General features: G+C 40.2%; 14 protein-coding genes and 1 tRNA gene. 10 read left to right on the forward strand and 5 right to left on the reverse strand.

Annotation, left to right across the window (positions count from 1 at the left end; translation table 11 throughout):
* Positions 1-40 precede the first annotated feature (40 nt).
* The 3 genes from FK004_RS06410 (at position 41) to FK004_RS06420 (ending at position 2,346) form a co-directional block, all read left to right on the forward strand.
* Complete coding sequence (locus FK004_RS06410; RefSeq protein ID WP_108736523.1) at positions 41-1,183, forward strand: 1-acyl-sn-glycerol-3-phosphate acyltransferase; 1,143 nt, start codon at positions 41-43, stop codon at positions 1,181-1,183.
* Positions 1,167-2,192, forward strand: coding sequence for an asparaginase (locus FK004_RS06415; protein ID WP_108736524.1), 1,026 nt, complete (start codon positions 1,167-1,169; stop codon positions 2,190-2,192). Before FK004_RS06410 ends, FK004_RS06415 begins: the two co-directional genes overlap by 17 nt.
* 66 nt (positions 2,193-2,258) lie before the next feature.
* Positions 2,259-2,346: transfer RNA gene (locus FK004_RS06420), tRNA-Ser, on the forward strand.
* 107 nt (positions 2,347-2,453) lie between these two features.
* Here the strand turns inward: FK004_RS06420 and FK004_RS06425 are convergent.
* From FK004_RS06425 to FK004_RS06440, 4 genes are read right to left on the reverse strand one after another with little or no spacing between them, the layout of a single operon-like run.
* Positions 2,454-2,777: an antibiotic biosynthesis monooxygenase family protein gene (locus tag FK004_RS06425; protein WP_108736525.1), complete on the reverse strand. Its 324-nt coding sequence runs from the start codon at positions 2,775-2,777 to the stop codon at positions 2,454-2,456.
* A gap of 23 nt (positions 2,778-2,800) precedes the next feature.
* Entirely contained in the window at positions 2,801-3,262 is a 462-nt protein-coding gene (locus FK004_RS06430; protein WP_108736526.1) for a MarR family winged helix-turn-helix transcriptional regulator, read from the reverse strand.
* Complete coding sequence (locus tag FK004_RS06435) at positions 3,255-3,695, reverse strand: EVE domain-containing protein (RefSeq protein WP_108736527.1); 441 nt, start codon at positions 3,693-3,695, stop codon at positions 3,255-3,257. The genes FK004_RS06430 and FK004_RS06435 overlap by 8 nt, the downstream gene beginning before the upstream one ends.
* Positions 3,696-3,703: 8 nt before the next feature.
* A complete protein-coding gene (locus FK004_RS06440) occupies positions 3,704-4,069 on the reverse strand; it encodes a VOC family protein (RefSeq protein ID WP_108736528.1) in 366 nt (121 codons plus the stop codon).
* 263 nt (positions 4,070-4,332) lie between these two features.
* Between FK004_RS06440 and FK004_RS06445 the strand changes: the two genes are divergently transcribed.
* The 7 genes from FK004_RS06445 (at position 4,333) to FK004_RS06475 (ending at position 10,881) form a co-directional block, all read left to right on the forward strand.
* A complete protein-coding gene (locus FK004_RS06445) occupies positions 4,333-4,812 on the forward strand; it encodes an RNA polymerase sigma factor (protein WP_108736529.1) in 480 nt (159 codons plus the stop codon).
* Positions 4,796-5,392: a hypothetical protein gene (locus FK004_RS06450; protein WP_108736530.1), complete on the forward strand. Its 597-nt coding sequence runs from the start codon at positions 4,796-4,798 to the stop codon at positions 5,390-5,392. The genes FK004_RS06445 and FK004_RS06450 overlap by 17 nt, the downstream gene beginning before the upstream one ends.
* A complete protein-coding gene (locus tag FK004_RS06455; protein ID WP_108736531.1) occupies positions 5,382-5,576 on the forward strand; it encodes a hypothetical protein in 195 nt (64 codons plus the stop codon). Before FK004_RS06450 ends, FK004_RS06455 begins: the two co-directional genes overlap by 11 nt.
* A gap of 186 nt (positions 5,577-5,762) precedes the next feature.
* Entirely contained in the window at positions 5,763-6,596 is an 834-nt protein-coding gene (locus tag FK004_RS06460; protein ID WP_108736532.1) for an alpha/beta fold hydrolase, read from the forward strand.
* Positions 6,597-7,067, forward strand: a complete 471-nt coding sequence (locus FK004_RS06465; RefSeq protein WP_108736533.1) for an RNA polymerase sigma factor — start codon at positions 6,597-6,599, stop codon at positions 7,065-7,067. It abuts the gene before it with no gap.
* A complete protein-coding gene (locus FK004_RS06470; protein WP_108736534.1) occupies positions 7,057-7,650 on the forward strand; it encodes a hypothetical protein in 594 nt (197 codons plus the stop codon). The genes FK004_RS06465 and FK004_RS06470 overlap by 11 nt, the downstream gene beginning before the upstream one ends.
* A gap of 246 nt (positions 7,651-7,896) precedes the next feature.
* Positions 7,897-10,881 (forward strand): AsmA family protein, encoded by a 2,985-nt coding sequence (locus FK004_RS06475; protein WP_108736535.1) that lies wholly within the window; start codon positions 7,897-7,899, stop codon positions 10,879-10,881.
* Positions 10,882-10,992: 111 nt separating this feature from the next.
* Here the strand turns inward: FK004_RS06475 and FK004_RS06480 are convergent, their stop codons facing one another.
* The gene (locus FK004_RS06480) at positions 10,993-12,681 is read right to left on the reverse strand and encodes an alpha/beta fold hydrolase (RefSeq protein ID WP_108736536.1); all 1,689 of its coding nucleotides are present in this window, start codon (positions 12,679-12,681) and stop codon (positions 10,993-10,995) included.
* Between the last annotated feature and the right edge of the window lie 64 nt (positions 12,682-12,745).

Genomic DNA, 12,745 nt, shown 5'->3' on the forward strand with positions numbered 1-12,745 from the left:
TTTTGTTCATTTGTAAATTGATTGAAAAAACACCCATTAAATGCATAAGTTTGACACCATCCGGCCGTTTTATGACAGTGAAGTCAACGGGACGCTTTGTAAAATAGCCCACCATCCGATGATGAAGGCATTAATGAGTTTTACATTTCCGGACCAGAAAGAGGAACAATGGATTGACCAATTGAAAAAGACCCATTCTATACGCGATTTCCAGGCCAATTTTATCTACAATGCCTTACAAAAAGTACTGGAGAAAAGTTCCGATGGATTGACCACTTCCGGATTTGAAAAACTGGAAAAACACGAGCCTTACCTTTTTATTTCCAACCATAGGGATATTATCCTCGATACTTCCCTGCTCAATGTATGCCTGATGGATCATGGGCTGGTGATGACCGCTTCTGCAATCGGTGACAACCTGGTGAAGAAATCCTTTATTTATGATTTGTCCAAACTGAACCGGAATTTTTTAGTGCAACGCGGATTGCCGCCAAGGGAGTTACTGCAAAGTTCCAAGCTGATGTCGGAATATATCGGGCAACTGCTGTTTCATGAAAACCGTTCCGTATGGATCGCCCAGCGGGAAGGGCGAACGAAAGATGGTAATGACGCTACGCATCCCGGGGTATTAAAAATGCTCTCAATGGCCTCTGATGAAGCCAACCTGATGGACTATTTCAAAAAGCTTAAGATCGTACCGGTTTCTATTTCGTATGAATATGATCCTACCGATGCCCTTAAAATGCCACAATTGAAGGCAGAAGCCAATGATGAGATTTACATCAAAGATAAAAATGAGGATTTCGTGACCCTTTTGAGTGGAATCATGGGGCAGAAGAAAAGAATCCACATCCATGTAGGTGAAGTGCTGGATACGGAAATTGATGCTATTGCAGCCGAATTTGATAATTCCAATAAACAAATTCAGGCTCTGGCGCAGGCGATTGACGACTCCATCCTCAATACCTATAAACTTTGGCCAACGAATTATATCGCTTATGATTTGCTGCACAATACAACAACTTACGCCCATTTGTATACCGATAAAGAAAAGTCACTTTTTGAAAGAAGGCTGGAAATCAGGATCGATGAAAATAATCCAGTAGAATTGCAAGGCTTCCTGGCGATGTATGCCAATCCTGTAATCAATAAATCCCGATACCAGGATGCACACAAAAGCTAATATCCTGCTCATTTATACCGGTGGAACCATTGGGATGATGAAGGACTTTGAAACCGGGGCATTACGCGCTTTTAACTTCAGCAAGCTTTTGCAGCGCATTCCCGAACTCAAGCAACTGGACTGCGAGATCGAAACCATTTCGTTCGAGCATCCTCTGGATTCGTCCAATATGAGCCCGGGCTATTGGGTAAAAATTGCTACGATGATCGAGGAAAAGTATGATGCTTTTGATGGTTTTGTTGTATTGCACGGTTCCGATACCATGTCTTATTCTGCATCCGCCTTAAGTTTTATGCTGGAGAACCTTTCCAAGCCGGTGGTTTTTACGGGATCCCAATTGCCTATTGGTGATTTGCGTACTGATGCCAAGGAAAACCTGATTACTGCGATACAGATTGCCTCGCTGCAGCATAAGAATAAACCGGTGGTAAATGAAGTATGTCTTTATTTTGAATACAAACTCTATCGTGCCAACCGTACTACAAAAATTAATGCGGAACATTTCAATGCCTTTAGTTCCCTGAATTATCCGCCATTGGCAGAATCAGGCGTGCACCTTAAAGTCAATACTGAATTATTGCTGCCGAAGACCACCAAAAAACTGATCGTCCACAAAGATCTGGAGAGTGATATCGTGATCATTAAAATGTTCCCGGGTATTACTGAAAGTATTTTGTCAGCGATTGTTTCCATCCCGGGGCTCAAAGGAATCATTTTAGAGACCTATGGAGCTGGGAACGCCCCAACAGACGACTGGTTTGTCGCTATATTGAAAAAAGCCATTAAAAGCGGCATACACATCATTAATGTGACCCAGTGTTCCGGAGGAAGTGTGAGTATGGGCCATTATGAAACGAGTACAATGCTGAAGAAAATCGGTATTATTTCCGGTAAGGATATTACTACGGAAGCCGCAATGGCAAAGCTTATGTATCTTTTAGGATTGCCTGTGGCATCGAAATCCTTTAAGACATTATTCGAAACCTCATTACGGGGTGAATTAACATAAATATTTATGGTAATAAATTTTCTTTAATGAGATTTTTTATTGTTCTTTGCAACCGCAAATAAATTTAGAGAGGTGGCCGAGCGGTCGAAGGCGCACGCCTGGAAAGCGTGTATACTCCAAAAGGGTATCGAGGGTTCGAATCCCTTCCTCTCTGCAAAAAGGGATAATCTGTACAGATTATCCCTTTTTTATTTATAAAAATAGAGTACTCTCGGAAGTTCCTGCAGAATAGGAATAGCCTACAGAAAATTGCATTACAGTCTATTTCTTATGCGTCCATATTTTACTATAGACAGCCGGTTTAAAATCGATGGCTAATGCTGCAGCATGTTTCATGCGTTCTAAGGCCTTTGTATCCTGAAGCACATTCTGATAATCCTGAAAAGATGCCCATTGCGCATAATTGGTCACTGTTTTTCCGTCATCGCTCAGATGCAGGTTTGCCGAAATGTATCCGGGATACGTACTCATAACATTTTCAGTGATCTCTTTTAACTGTTCCAGCAGCGCCAATTGGTGCTCCGGTTCCACGGTAAAAACATTGATAAGCGTGCAGATTTTTTGGTCATTAGTAATGAGAGTCATACTATTTTGATTTAGGTGTTGTATTACTGGTCCTTATTTTTAGCGATTAGTCCTGCCATTTTTAGGTTGAACGTTGAAAGGTCTGTCGTAAGCGGAGCAAAGAATTCCAGATCGACATTTTCGACAGTAATGATGGCTTCCTGAAGCACTTTTTCACCTCCTGGCGTCAGCCTTATAATTTTTGCCCTTGTATCAGTAGGGTGCTCATGGCGTGTGACAAATTTTTTATCTTCCAGTGTCCTTAATACCTTTGAGACCATCATTCTGTCGGAGTTACCCTGATTGGCAATATCAACCTGGGTAACAGCATCACTGCTTCGAGATAGCCAGGTCAATGCAGCCAACAGTACAAATTGGGTATGGGTAAGATCCAAAGGATCTAAAGCACGTTTTAGTTTTCGCTGCCAAAGCATGGTTAGCTGCCCCAGTAAATAGCCCGGGCTATCTTCAGGGCTTTTAAAATGGAATTCAATTTTTTCAGGCATATTCTTTTTGTAGCATTTGTGAATAGATAAGGCTAAAGTCGTGTTTATTAATTTCTAAGATGCCGAACCGGAACGGATAACCCCAGCTTTTTTTGTTCGGGATAAAATCCAGTTGGTGTATAAGGGGTAAAATAGAAACATCCACACCCGTAAAAAAAGTGATGTTGCGCCTTGAAGGACAAAAATCTTCCGACATCTGGAATTGAAATATAGCCTCATCGGCTACTTTTCCTATGGCTGTAAACTCATGGCATACATCTGGTTTTCCTAATGTTTGTTTTCCGGAGTAATAGATTATGAAATCACCTTTTTGCATCCTTTTAAGGGGGCCGGCCTTACCGTGGCAGGTTTGGGCGATACCGGCTGTAATCCCTGATTTTACGTGATCTTTAGAGGCCACAATGATCCAGTATTTTGTATCTCGGTTGTTCATTTGTATAATTATGCGTTAGCCTGTAGGAATGTTATGGTATAGCCGTCAGGATCTTTGGCCATAAGTGTGCGTCCAAAAGGCGTATTATTTATAGTACCAAGGATGATCACCTGTTTTTCTATTAGGCGGCTATGCAGCTCTTCGATATTTTCATCAATCGCAAACCAAAGCGATACCCCTACACCCAACTCTTTGCCGTCCAGATTTCCTATGGGTTTTCGTATGGCAAAGATCGCTTCGCCTTTTTCATGAGTAAAAATACAGGCTTCAGAATTGGATAAGCCTGATAATTCAAATCCTAATTTATGGGTATAAAAATCTTTTGAAACTTCGAGATCCCTAACTTGTAATGAAGCAAATTCTAACTTTCTCATTTTTCTATATTTTTATTGTTGTCGCAAATATAGTATTCGTGACAACAATATGCAAATTTATGAGATTTTATTTTTTTACGACTTCAGTCTGGATCGTAGAATTTGAATAAGTGGCGGAAATTCTATAGATTTTAATAGTTAGCCGACTCTTGCTTTACCATCCTGCAAATTAAAAATAGTAATCAGACGATATTACCTGTAACATTTCCACGAATGTTGTATCTAACCTAATACTACAAAACAAAATTTTACCAGGTATATCTATGACTGATTTTAAAGAATTATATGATCGTTATGCGCCACAGGTATTCAGGCCGTGTATCGGATATACTAATAATATAGATCAGGCGAATGACTTAGTTCAGGATGTTTTCATATCAGTATGGAAAAACCTGTCCGGTTTCCGTAACGAATCCCATATCAGCACCTGGATATTTAAGATCGCGACGAATACCTGTCTTCGGGCTTTGACAATTGCCAAACGGATGCCAATTGAACAACTGCCGTATAGTTTACCGGAAATCATTGAAGAATCTCCAGAAGAAAAATTGGCCATTTTATACCGCTGCATTTCTGAACTGGAAGAGACCGATCGTATCATAATCTCTTTGGAGCTGGAAGGTTTACCACAGGCTCAAATTGCGGCAGTGGTAGGATTAAGCAATGCAAACGTACGGGTTAAAATTCATAGGATCAAAGAAAAACTGGCTCAAAAATTAAAAGCATATGAACAATTTAGATGATTTAAAGGCCATTTGGCATTCAGCCCAAACGGATAGTTTGCCTACATCCGATGGGATGATAAGCATGATAAAAGAGTTCCGCAGTCAAAAGCTGCGAAAAAAATGGATGGTTATTATAGCATCATGCTTCCTGTTCGGGCTTATGATTACGGTTTTATGTACGGTATCCTTTACAGTAATGACCACCTATATCGGTGGAGGAATGATTGCGCTATCCTGTATCCTGTTAGCCATCATAAATTTCAGGTCGCTGAAGCGTTTTAATCAGCTTGACGAATGCAGTAACCTGGAATTCCTGTCTTTTGTAGAGCAAACGCGACAAAATCAGATTTACTATTATAAAAACACACAGGTAGTATTGCTGTTGTTTTCTTCTGTTGGGCTATTATTGTATCTGTATGAAGCGAGTGTAAGGAATGCCGTAGCTTCAATTGTTATATATGCCTTATGTGTAATGTACCTGCTTATCATGTGGCTGTATATCCGCCCGCGTTACTTTAGAAAAAATGCTGAAAAATTAAATGAAACGATATCCCGGTTAAAAAATATTTCCAAACAACTCCAACACGATGAAAAATAACAAAAAACCTGCTTTGGCTTATCTTGCCATAGGCCTGCTCCTGGTTGTGCTATCTCCGATAATAAGCCGGTATTTAGCACTACCTGACTTTTTAAAAGGATTTTTAAATGGCAGCGGCTTAATGCTGGAAGTCATTGGCCTTGTTACATTGCAATCACTAAAGAAAAATAAGCAATGCCTGTAATAATAACAGTCTATTAAAGAAAATGCTTTTTCAACGAACCAATTTCACAGTAAAATGTAAGGTTGGTTTTTTTATGGAAATACAACGGTTTGCGATCGTGTCCTGCAAAAAGTCAAAATTAAAATAACAGTACTGTAACATTTTGAATGTGCCCGTATCTAAAAGGCAAATTTAAAAATGAACAACATGAAAAAAACTATTGTAACAACCTTCTTATTGCTACTTTCCATTTTTGCAGCTGCGCAAGAATACCCTTTTTCCATTAAATCAGGAACGGGAAAACAAACATTGCTCTTTATTCCGGGTTTTGCGAGTTCGGGTACAGTGTGGAATGAAACCGTTGCAGCATTAAAAAAAGACTATACATGTGTAGTCTTAACAATGCCTGGATTTGCAGGCGTAGCTCCGGAACAAAATCCTACTTTCGAAAACTGGAAAGCACAAATTGGACGGTACATTAAAAACGAGAAGATTGAAAAGCCAATTGTAATAGGGCATAGCATGGGTGGGGCTTTAGCACTTGCTATTGCAGCTGATTTTCCCGACCTTACCCGTAAAATTGTAGTAGTGGATGCTTTACCTTGCCTGATGGCGCTGACCAACCCTAATTTTCAGGCCAATCCCAATAATGACTGTACTGCTATGGTACAGGAACTAACGAGTATGACTAATGAGCAATTTATTCAAATGCAGCAAGTGAGTATTGCAAGCCTTACTACCGAAACGTCAAAGTTTGATGAAATTGTCAGTTGGGGGGTGACGTCGGATAGGGAAACATTTGCAAAAATATTCTGCGATTTCTCCAATACCGATTTGAGGGCGAGGATAAAAAAGATAACAGTCCCTACTTTGCTATTGTTGGAGCCGTACTTTAAGAACATAGCATCCGCTATACAGGAGCAGTACAAGAATTTATCCCATGCTCAACTGCGCTATGCGACCAAAGGATTGCATTTTGTAATGTATGATGACAGAGACTGGTACATTAAAGAATTGACGGATTTTAGTAAAGAACAATAAATGGTATTTGAAGAACTATACAAGACCTATTGGGAAAGGATATTTCGGTTATGCATGGGCTATGTCAATGATTATACTTTAGCACAGGACATGGCGCAGGAAACTTTTATTGCGGTTTGGAAGCATTTGCCAAATTTCAGGAATGAATCGAATGTAGGAACGTGGGTCTATAAAATTGCTACGAATAACTGCCTGCGCCAATTAGAAAATCAAAAGCGGTTACGAACAACGGAATTACCAGTTAACCTTCCGGAAGAAAAGATCATAAATATAGAACCCCAGATTCAATTGTTATACAAATTTATCGCTGAACTTCAGGAAATAGACCGCATTATCATATCGTTGGAACTGGAGGAGATCAAACAATCTGAAATAGCAGAAATAGTGGGGCTTTCGCAAAGTAATATCCGGGTTAAAATTCATCGTATCAAAGAGCAGCTCAATAAAAAGTTTAAAGAACATGGAAAATAATATAAATCTGAAAGCATTGTGGAACCAACAAGCCGTTCCACCTGCGAATCAATCGGACATTTTTAGGAAAATAGGAAAACATAAAAGTGCAGGACTGAGAAAGATAATAGTACTTAACAGCCTGTTGTTCCTTACCATTGCTTTTGTGGTTTTTATTTGGATCTATTTCAGACCGCAACTGTGGACTACAAAAATAGGAGTCGTACTCGCGATTTTACCGATGGTAATGGTAATGATTTTTAGCACTAAGATTATTCCGCTGTATCGGAAAACATCCAGCATCCAGTCCAATTCCGATTACTTACACAACCTACTTGAAATAAAAAACAAAGAAAGTTATATGCAGACTAAAATCATGAATCTGTATTTTATTTTGTTACCCATCGGGATAGGATTGTATATGTATGAATATACAGCGAAGATGCCATCGGTATGGGGAATTGTAGTATATGGCGTTGTGGGAATGTGGTTTGCGCTGAATTGGTTTGTATTACGGCCGAAAATTATCAGGAAGAATACAGGAAAACTGAATGATTTGGTACAGCAATTAGAAAAGATAAAATCGCAATTGAAGGAAGCTTAGAAGCAGTAGTGTCTTTAAGTGCTATGACGGAATTCCGGTAACTATATTCTGCAGGGTTTTTGGTTGTACAGGAGGAAGACTTTTTTAGGAAAGTGCTTTTTTAGACGATGGCGTTTTCAGTTGGATCGATTATTGCTGTTGACGCCTTTAGTATAATTTTTTGTACGGTTGGTCTAATAAAAAATGAAAATTTGATGTTTTGTATTACATTACACGGTCAACCCATACGGATTTCCTTTGCGCTTTATGAAAATAAAAAAAATATTAAAAAGACTACTGATTGTTTCAGGATCACTACTATTACTTTTACTGCTACTCACAAGTGTTGCGCTTAACTTTGTTTTTACTCCCAAGAGGATTACGCCAACAGTAACCAATTTGCTCAATGAAAATTTAGATGCTAAAGTTTCCTGTGAAAGCATTGAACTAACATTTTTCTCCTCCTTTCCACATTTCGGGGTCAAGCTTAAAAACGGGGTTGTAATTACGCCTGCTTTCAGTGGGAATAAATCAGATACACTGGCACAATTTGAGGTATGCCGCGCTTCCTTTAATGTTGAAAAACTATGGCGAAAGCATGACCTTCAAATCAATAACCTTTCTATTATCAATCCCAAAATAAAAGCGGTGATCCATAAAGATGGGAAAGCCAACTGGAATATTGTGAAAGAAACCAGTGCCGATACCATCACAGTACAGGACAGTACCTCTTTTAAAATCAATTCCATTTTTATAAAAAAGCTCCATATTGAAAATGGCAGTATTGCCTACCATGATTTTGTGACCAAAGCACATGCTAAAGGTGATAGCCTGAATGTAACGCTGAAAGCCGCGAACACCGATAAAAAACTCACCTTTACTACAACCGCATCGGGTAAGCATATCCGTTTCTCGAAAGATGGCTACAGATTTGCCAAAAACCTGAAAGTAGCTTTGGCGACCAATATCTTGTATGATAAAAAGGCGCACAAGGTTGATTTTGACAAAAGTGAACTGAAGCTCAACGATATTGACTTTATAACAGAAGGACACTTTCAGCGGGATACGATAACCAATGAGGTACAAACCGATATCGTCCTCGAAATGAAGGTACCATCTTTAAAAACGCTATGGGAAACCGTTCCTCAGTATATTATAAAAAAAGAAGATATAGATGTACAGGGCAATGTGCTGTTAAAGGCTACCGCAAAGGGAATCTATAGTAAAAACAGGCTTCCACTGACGGATATTACATTTAAGATAGATCATGGTATTTTAAAATATAAAAAGTTTCCCGGTGAAATCCGCCATCTTGAAGCGGATCTGCATGCCGTACTGAATTTTGACCAGCCGGAGCAGTCGAACCTGACCCTTAGTAAGTTATTCCTTGAAGGGACTGGTGTCGACTTAAAGGGTAATGCCACGGTAAAAAACCTGCTTAAGGATCCTGAGATTGATGCGAATATCAAAGGCGACCTTGATTTGACGACGCTTAAAAAGAAATTCCCCATCGCTGAAGATATTCAGGCAAAAGGACTGGCTCATATCGATATTAATGCATTATTTAAAAGCAATGATATTCAGAACAACAATTATAACAACCTTAAAGTAAAAGGCAATTCCGTATTTACAAACCTGCTTGTGAATGCTCCCAAAGACACGATTTACATTCAAACCGAGAAAACAGAACTGGTATTCGGCAGGGTTGCAGAAGCGGGTTCCCGTAAAGCTTTCGGAAAAATAAATGTCACAAACCTGAAGCTGAATTACAAAAAGCAACATGACCTTATGCTGGCCGGACTTGTGATGAAGCTAAAAGCCAAAAAACTGAAGGACAGTACCGCAGCCCTTGCAGCAGACATCAGTATATCACAGCTGAAATATGCAGGGGCAGATAAATTAAGAGGCGTGATACGGCGTGCTAATATCACTGCCGAACTGAGTCCTAAAAGCACCAAAGAAAGGCCGGCGATAACGACAACTTTTACAGTAGACAGTGCCGGTGTATGGCAGGATAAAAAGTTTATAGGAATTAAAAAGGGCAATTATAAACTCCTGGTACGTAAAAACAAGGAGAATATATGGATGCCGCGGGGAACTGTAGAATTCAATAACCTCTATGCTTATACACCGGAATTTGCGTTGCCGCTGCGCATGGGTCATTCCAAAATAGCCATAAATAACAGGGCCATTACATTGCAGGATGCCCATATCACATTTGGTAATTCTGATGTTACCCTAACGGGGCAAATTAATAATATGCTGGCCAAACGATCTCCGGATAAAATGATCAATGCCACCCTGACGCTGACCTCAAACTTTATTGATGCCAATGAGATCATGAAAATCATGAATCCTGAAGCGGCTAAGGGGCAGCCCGAATTTAAACAGGTAGCGGAAAGCAAACGGCAAGATCCCAAAAATAGCAGTAATAAAAAGACTGTATTTAAAATACCGGAGAACATCAATCTCGTATTCAACAGTGCGATTAAGAAACTGCATTATGGTACGCTTGACCTGAACGACCTGAAAGGGGAATTAAAAATAGAAGAGGGCCACTTAAAACTGAACCACTTTGAACTGACGACACTGGCAGCCAAACTGACGACAAGCTTAAATTATGTTGCAGTGGGCGACCGTAAGGCAAAAGTAGATTTTGACCTGAATCTCGATGATATTGAAATGGCCAATATCGCAAAAGTAATGCCTGCTATGGACAGCCTATTTCCAATGACGAAGTCCTTTGTCGGGAAAGCCCATTTACGGATGCAGGGCAGCGCAATGCTCAATCGTAAAATGGATGTAATAGTGCCATCGGTCAGCAGTATTGCCGCACTGCAGGCAACAGATGTTATGGTGCTCGATAGTGAGACTTTTAAAGAAATGGCTAAAACACTCATGTTTAGGGAAAAAGAGAAAAATACCATCCAGTCGCTTAATATGGAAATGATTATTGAAAAAAGCCACATGGAAGTATTGCCGGCACTGGTTGAAATTGACCGCTACCGACTTGCAGTGGGCGGAATACAAAACCTGGACCTGAGTTATGATTACCATGTATCGGTGCTAAAGTCCCCCATCCCTTTTAAGACCGGTGTAAATATAAAAGGTAACCTTGATGATTACAAAATAAGCCTGACCAAAGCGAAGTATAAGTATTATTTTACCGATAGTGAAAGGCTTAAAGAAAAAACCGATGAGTCAATAATCAATAAAAAGAAAAGTATATTGGCGAAACTTAATTTTAAATAATTGGGGATGGTAATTAGGCGTATAGCGTTCTAAAGCAGATTTAAAACAATATATAAAAAGGAAGGCTATAACACTGAATGTATAGCCTTCCTTTTTTTATGGGTAAAGTTTCTATTTACTTTTCAGGAAAGACAGCACAGCGGTATTAAAGGCTTCCGGTTGTTCCTGCGGGGCATAATGGGTTGCGTTCTCCAGCAGTAGTATAGATGATTTTGGGATATTACGCGCAATTTCCTGAGTGTGTTCTTTTAGGATGACGTCATCCTCTCCGGCAAGTACCAAGACCGGAATTGTGATAGTATTCAGGTTTTGGGCTGGGATATTGGGTTCCTCAAGCAAGAGTTGCAGGAGGCGTTGCTGCTGTATGGACTTTGCATTGGTACGCCCTTGTAGGGTAGCACTTTCCGAATGTAGCCTTTTCATCAGTTGAGGAGCTACGCCTTCCGGATTGAGGTTGGCTCCCATAGTGACTAATTTCGTAACGTAACGAGGGTAGCGCAATGCCATAATAAGACCGGTATTTCCCCCATCGCTCCACCCCACGATGTTTGCTGATTTTAAATGAAGGGAATCCATCAGCGTCTTGACATCTTCTGCAAATAACTCGTAGGACAACGGGCTGCTGAAAGTATCGGTACTTTTGCCTTGTGCGCGGGTATCCATTGCGATTACCTGATAGTGTTTGGACAGTTCCGGGATTTGCTTATAGAAAGCAGCGATCGATTGGCCATTGCCATGTAATAGTAATAAAGGCGTACCGGAGCCATAGGTTTCATAATAGAGCGTTGCATCTTTCACGGATATTGTTTTTCCTTTTTCCTTATTGGAACCATAACCGGAAGTCTCGGCTTCCATACTGTAATTGGCCATATCCACAATGCTTTTGATGCTGTCATTGAGTTGGAATACCGCCTCCGTTTCCGTCTGGTCTTTATCCTTGTGGTAACTGTCTACTGTAATATTAAATCCAAGGAAAGCAGGAGATTTTTTGATCCATTCCGACTGGCTTTTGTCTCTTGTAAAAACAGCATGAAGTGGAATAGGAGCGATGGATATACCAAACGCTTTGGCCTCGGAATCATCCGCTACGCTCTGGATCCACTGTATTGCTACAGCAATTTTCTTATGGCCTTTCAGGTAGATGTTATAGGGTTTTAAGTCAACAGTTACCCAGCCGCTTTCGGCAGTAACATCAAACAGGATTTCTTTGTTTACAATGCGTTTGTTGGGCATTCCATCTTTGACATCATAAAAATTAAGTCGGAATTTGACCCGCTCAAACCGGTTAAAAGCCACGAGCATATTAAAGTCTTTGAGGTGACAGTAGTCGTCCATTTTGATAATTGTAGCCTGCTCTTTTCCTAAATTATCATCGATGAGGTTGCTTTCGGTATACAGGTTGGCAGCCATAAAAGTACTGCTGCTGGTGCGGCCTACTATTTTTGTTTTGGGCTTGGTTGCCTTGATGCTTACCATTTCCAGTTCGGTAGTTACAGCGCGGAGTATGATGTTTCGGGATGTATTGTCCTTAAAATCTGTCAGGGGAATTGTGGCTTCGGCATAACCAATAGAAGAGACAATAAGCTGATCCTGAAGGTTGAGGTTTTCGGGTGTAATGGTAAAGCGGAAAACCCCCTGCTCATTAGCAATAGTACCTACACTTTTTCCTTTAATACCGAGTGAGGCAAAGGGAATAGGCTGTTGACCGGAATCTACAATCTTGCCGGACACCATGAGGGATTGTGCCGACAGCATACAGGAAAATAACAGGATGAAAAGAGCAGTACAAATAGATTTCATGGAAAGTGGGTATAGCGTTAAAGGAACAACGGGATACTAAGTTCTTTCGAAATCAATATTCCGC

It is taken from the genome of Flavobacterium kingsejongi, assembly GCF_003076475.1.
GTDB classification, from domain to species: Bacteria; Bacteroidota; Bacteroidia; order Flavobacteriales; family Flavobacteriaceae; genus Flavobacterium; species Flavobacterium kingsejongi.

Excerpts from the sequence above, each read along its gene's own strand:
- FK004_RS06425 (WP_108736525.1), bottom strand. The coding sequence starts at position 2,777 with ATGACTCTCATTACTAATGACCAAAAAATCTGCACGCTTATCAATGTT.
- FK004_RS06455 (WP_108736531.1), top strand. The coding sequence starts at position 5,382 with ATGAAAAATAACAAAAAACCTGCTTTGGCTTATCTTGCCATAGGCCTG.
- FK004_RS06470 (WP_108736534.1), top strand. The coding sequence starts at position 7,057 with ATGGAAAATAATATAAATCTGAAAGCATTGTGGAACCAACAAGCCGTT.
- FK004_RS06430 (WP_108736526.1), bottom strand. The coding sequence starts at position 3,262 with ATGCCTGAAAAAATTGAATTCCATTTTAAAAGCCCTGAAGATAGCCCG.
- FK004_RS06475 (WP_108736535.1), top strand. The coding sequence starts at position 7,897 with ATGAAAATAAAAAAAATATTAAAAAGACTACTGATTGTTTCAGGATCA.
- FK004_RS06435 (WP_108736527.1), bottom strand. The coding sequence starts at position 3,695 with ATGAACAACCGAGATACAAAATACTGGATCATTGTGGCCTCTAAAGAT.
- FK004_RS06450 (WP_108736530.1), top strand. The coding sequence starts at position 4,796 with ATGAACAATTTAGATGATTTAAAGGCCATTTGGCATTCAGCCCAAACG.
- FK004_RS06440 (WP_108736528.1), bottom strand. The coding sequence starts at position 4,069 with ATGAGAAAGTTAGAATTTGCTTCATTACAAGTTAGGGATCTCGAAGTT.
- FK004_RS06480 (WP_108736536.1), bottom strand. The coding sequence starts at position 12,681 with ATGAAATCTATTTGTACTGCTCTTTTCATCCTGTTATTTTCCTGTATG.
- FK004_RS06460 (WP_108736532.1), top strand. The coding sequence starts at position 5,763 with ATGAAAAAAACTATTGTAACAACCTTCTTATTGCTACTTTCCATTTTT.
- FK004_RS06445 (WP_108736529.1), top strand. The coding sequence starts at position 4,333 with ATGACTGATTTTAAAGAATTATATGATCGTTATGCGCCACAGGTATTC.
- FK004_RS06465 (WP_108736533.1), top strand. The coding sequence starts at position 6,597 with ATGGTATTTGAAGAACTATACAAGACCTATTGGGAAAGGATATTTCGG.
- FK004_RS06410 (WP_108736523.1), top strand. The coding sequence starts at position 41 with ATGCATAAGTTTGACACCATCCGGCCGTTTTATGACAGTGAAGTCAAC.
- FK004_RS06415 (WP_108736524.1), top strand. The coding sequence starts at position 1,167 with ATGCACACAAAAGCTAATATCCTGCTCATTTATACCGGTGGAACCATT.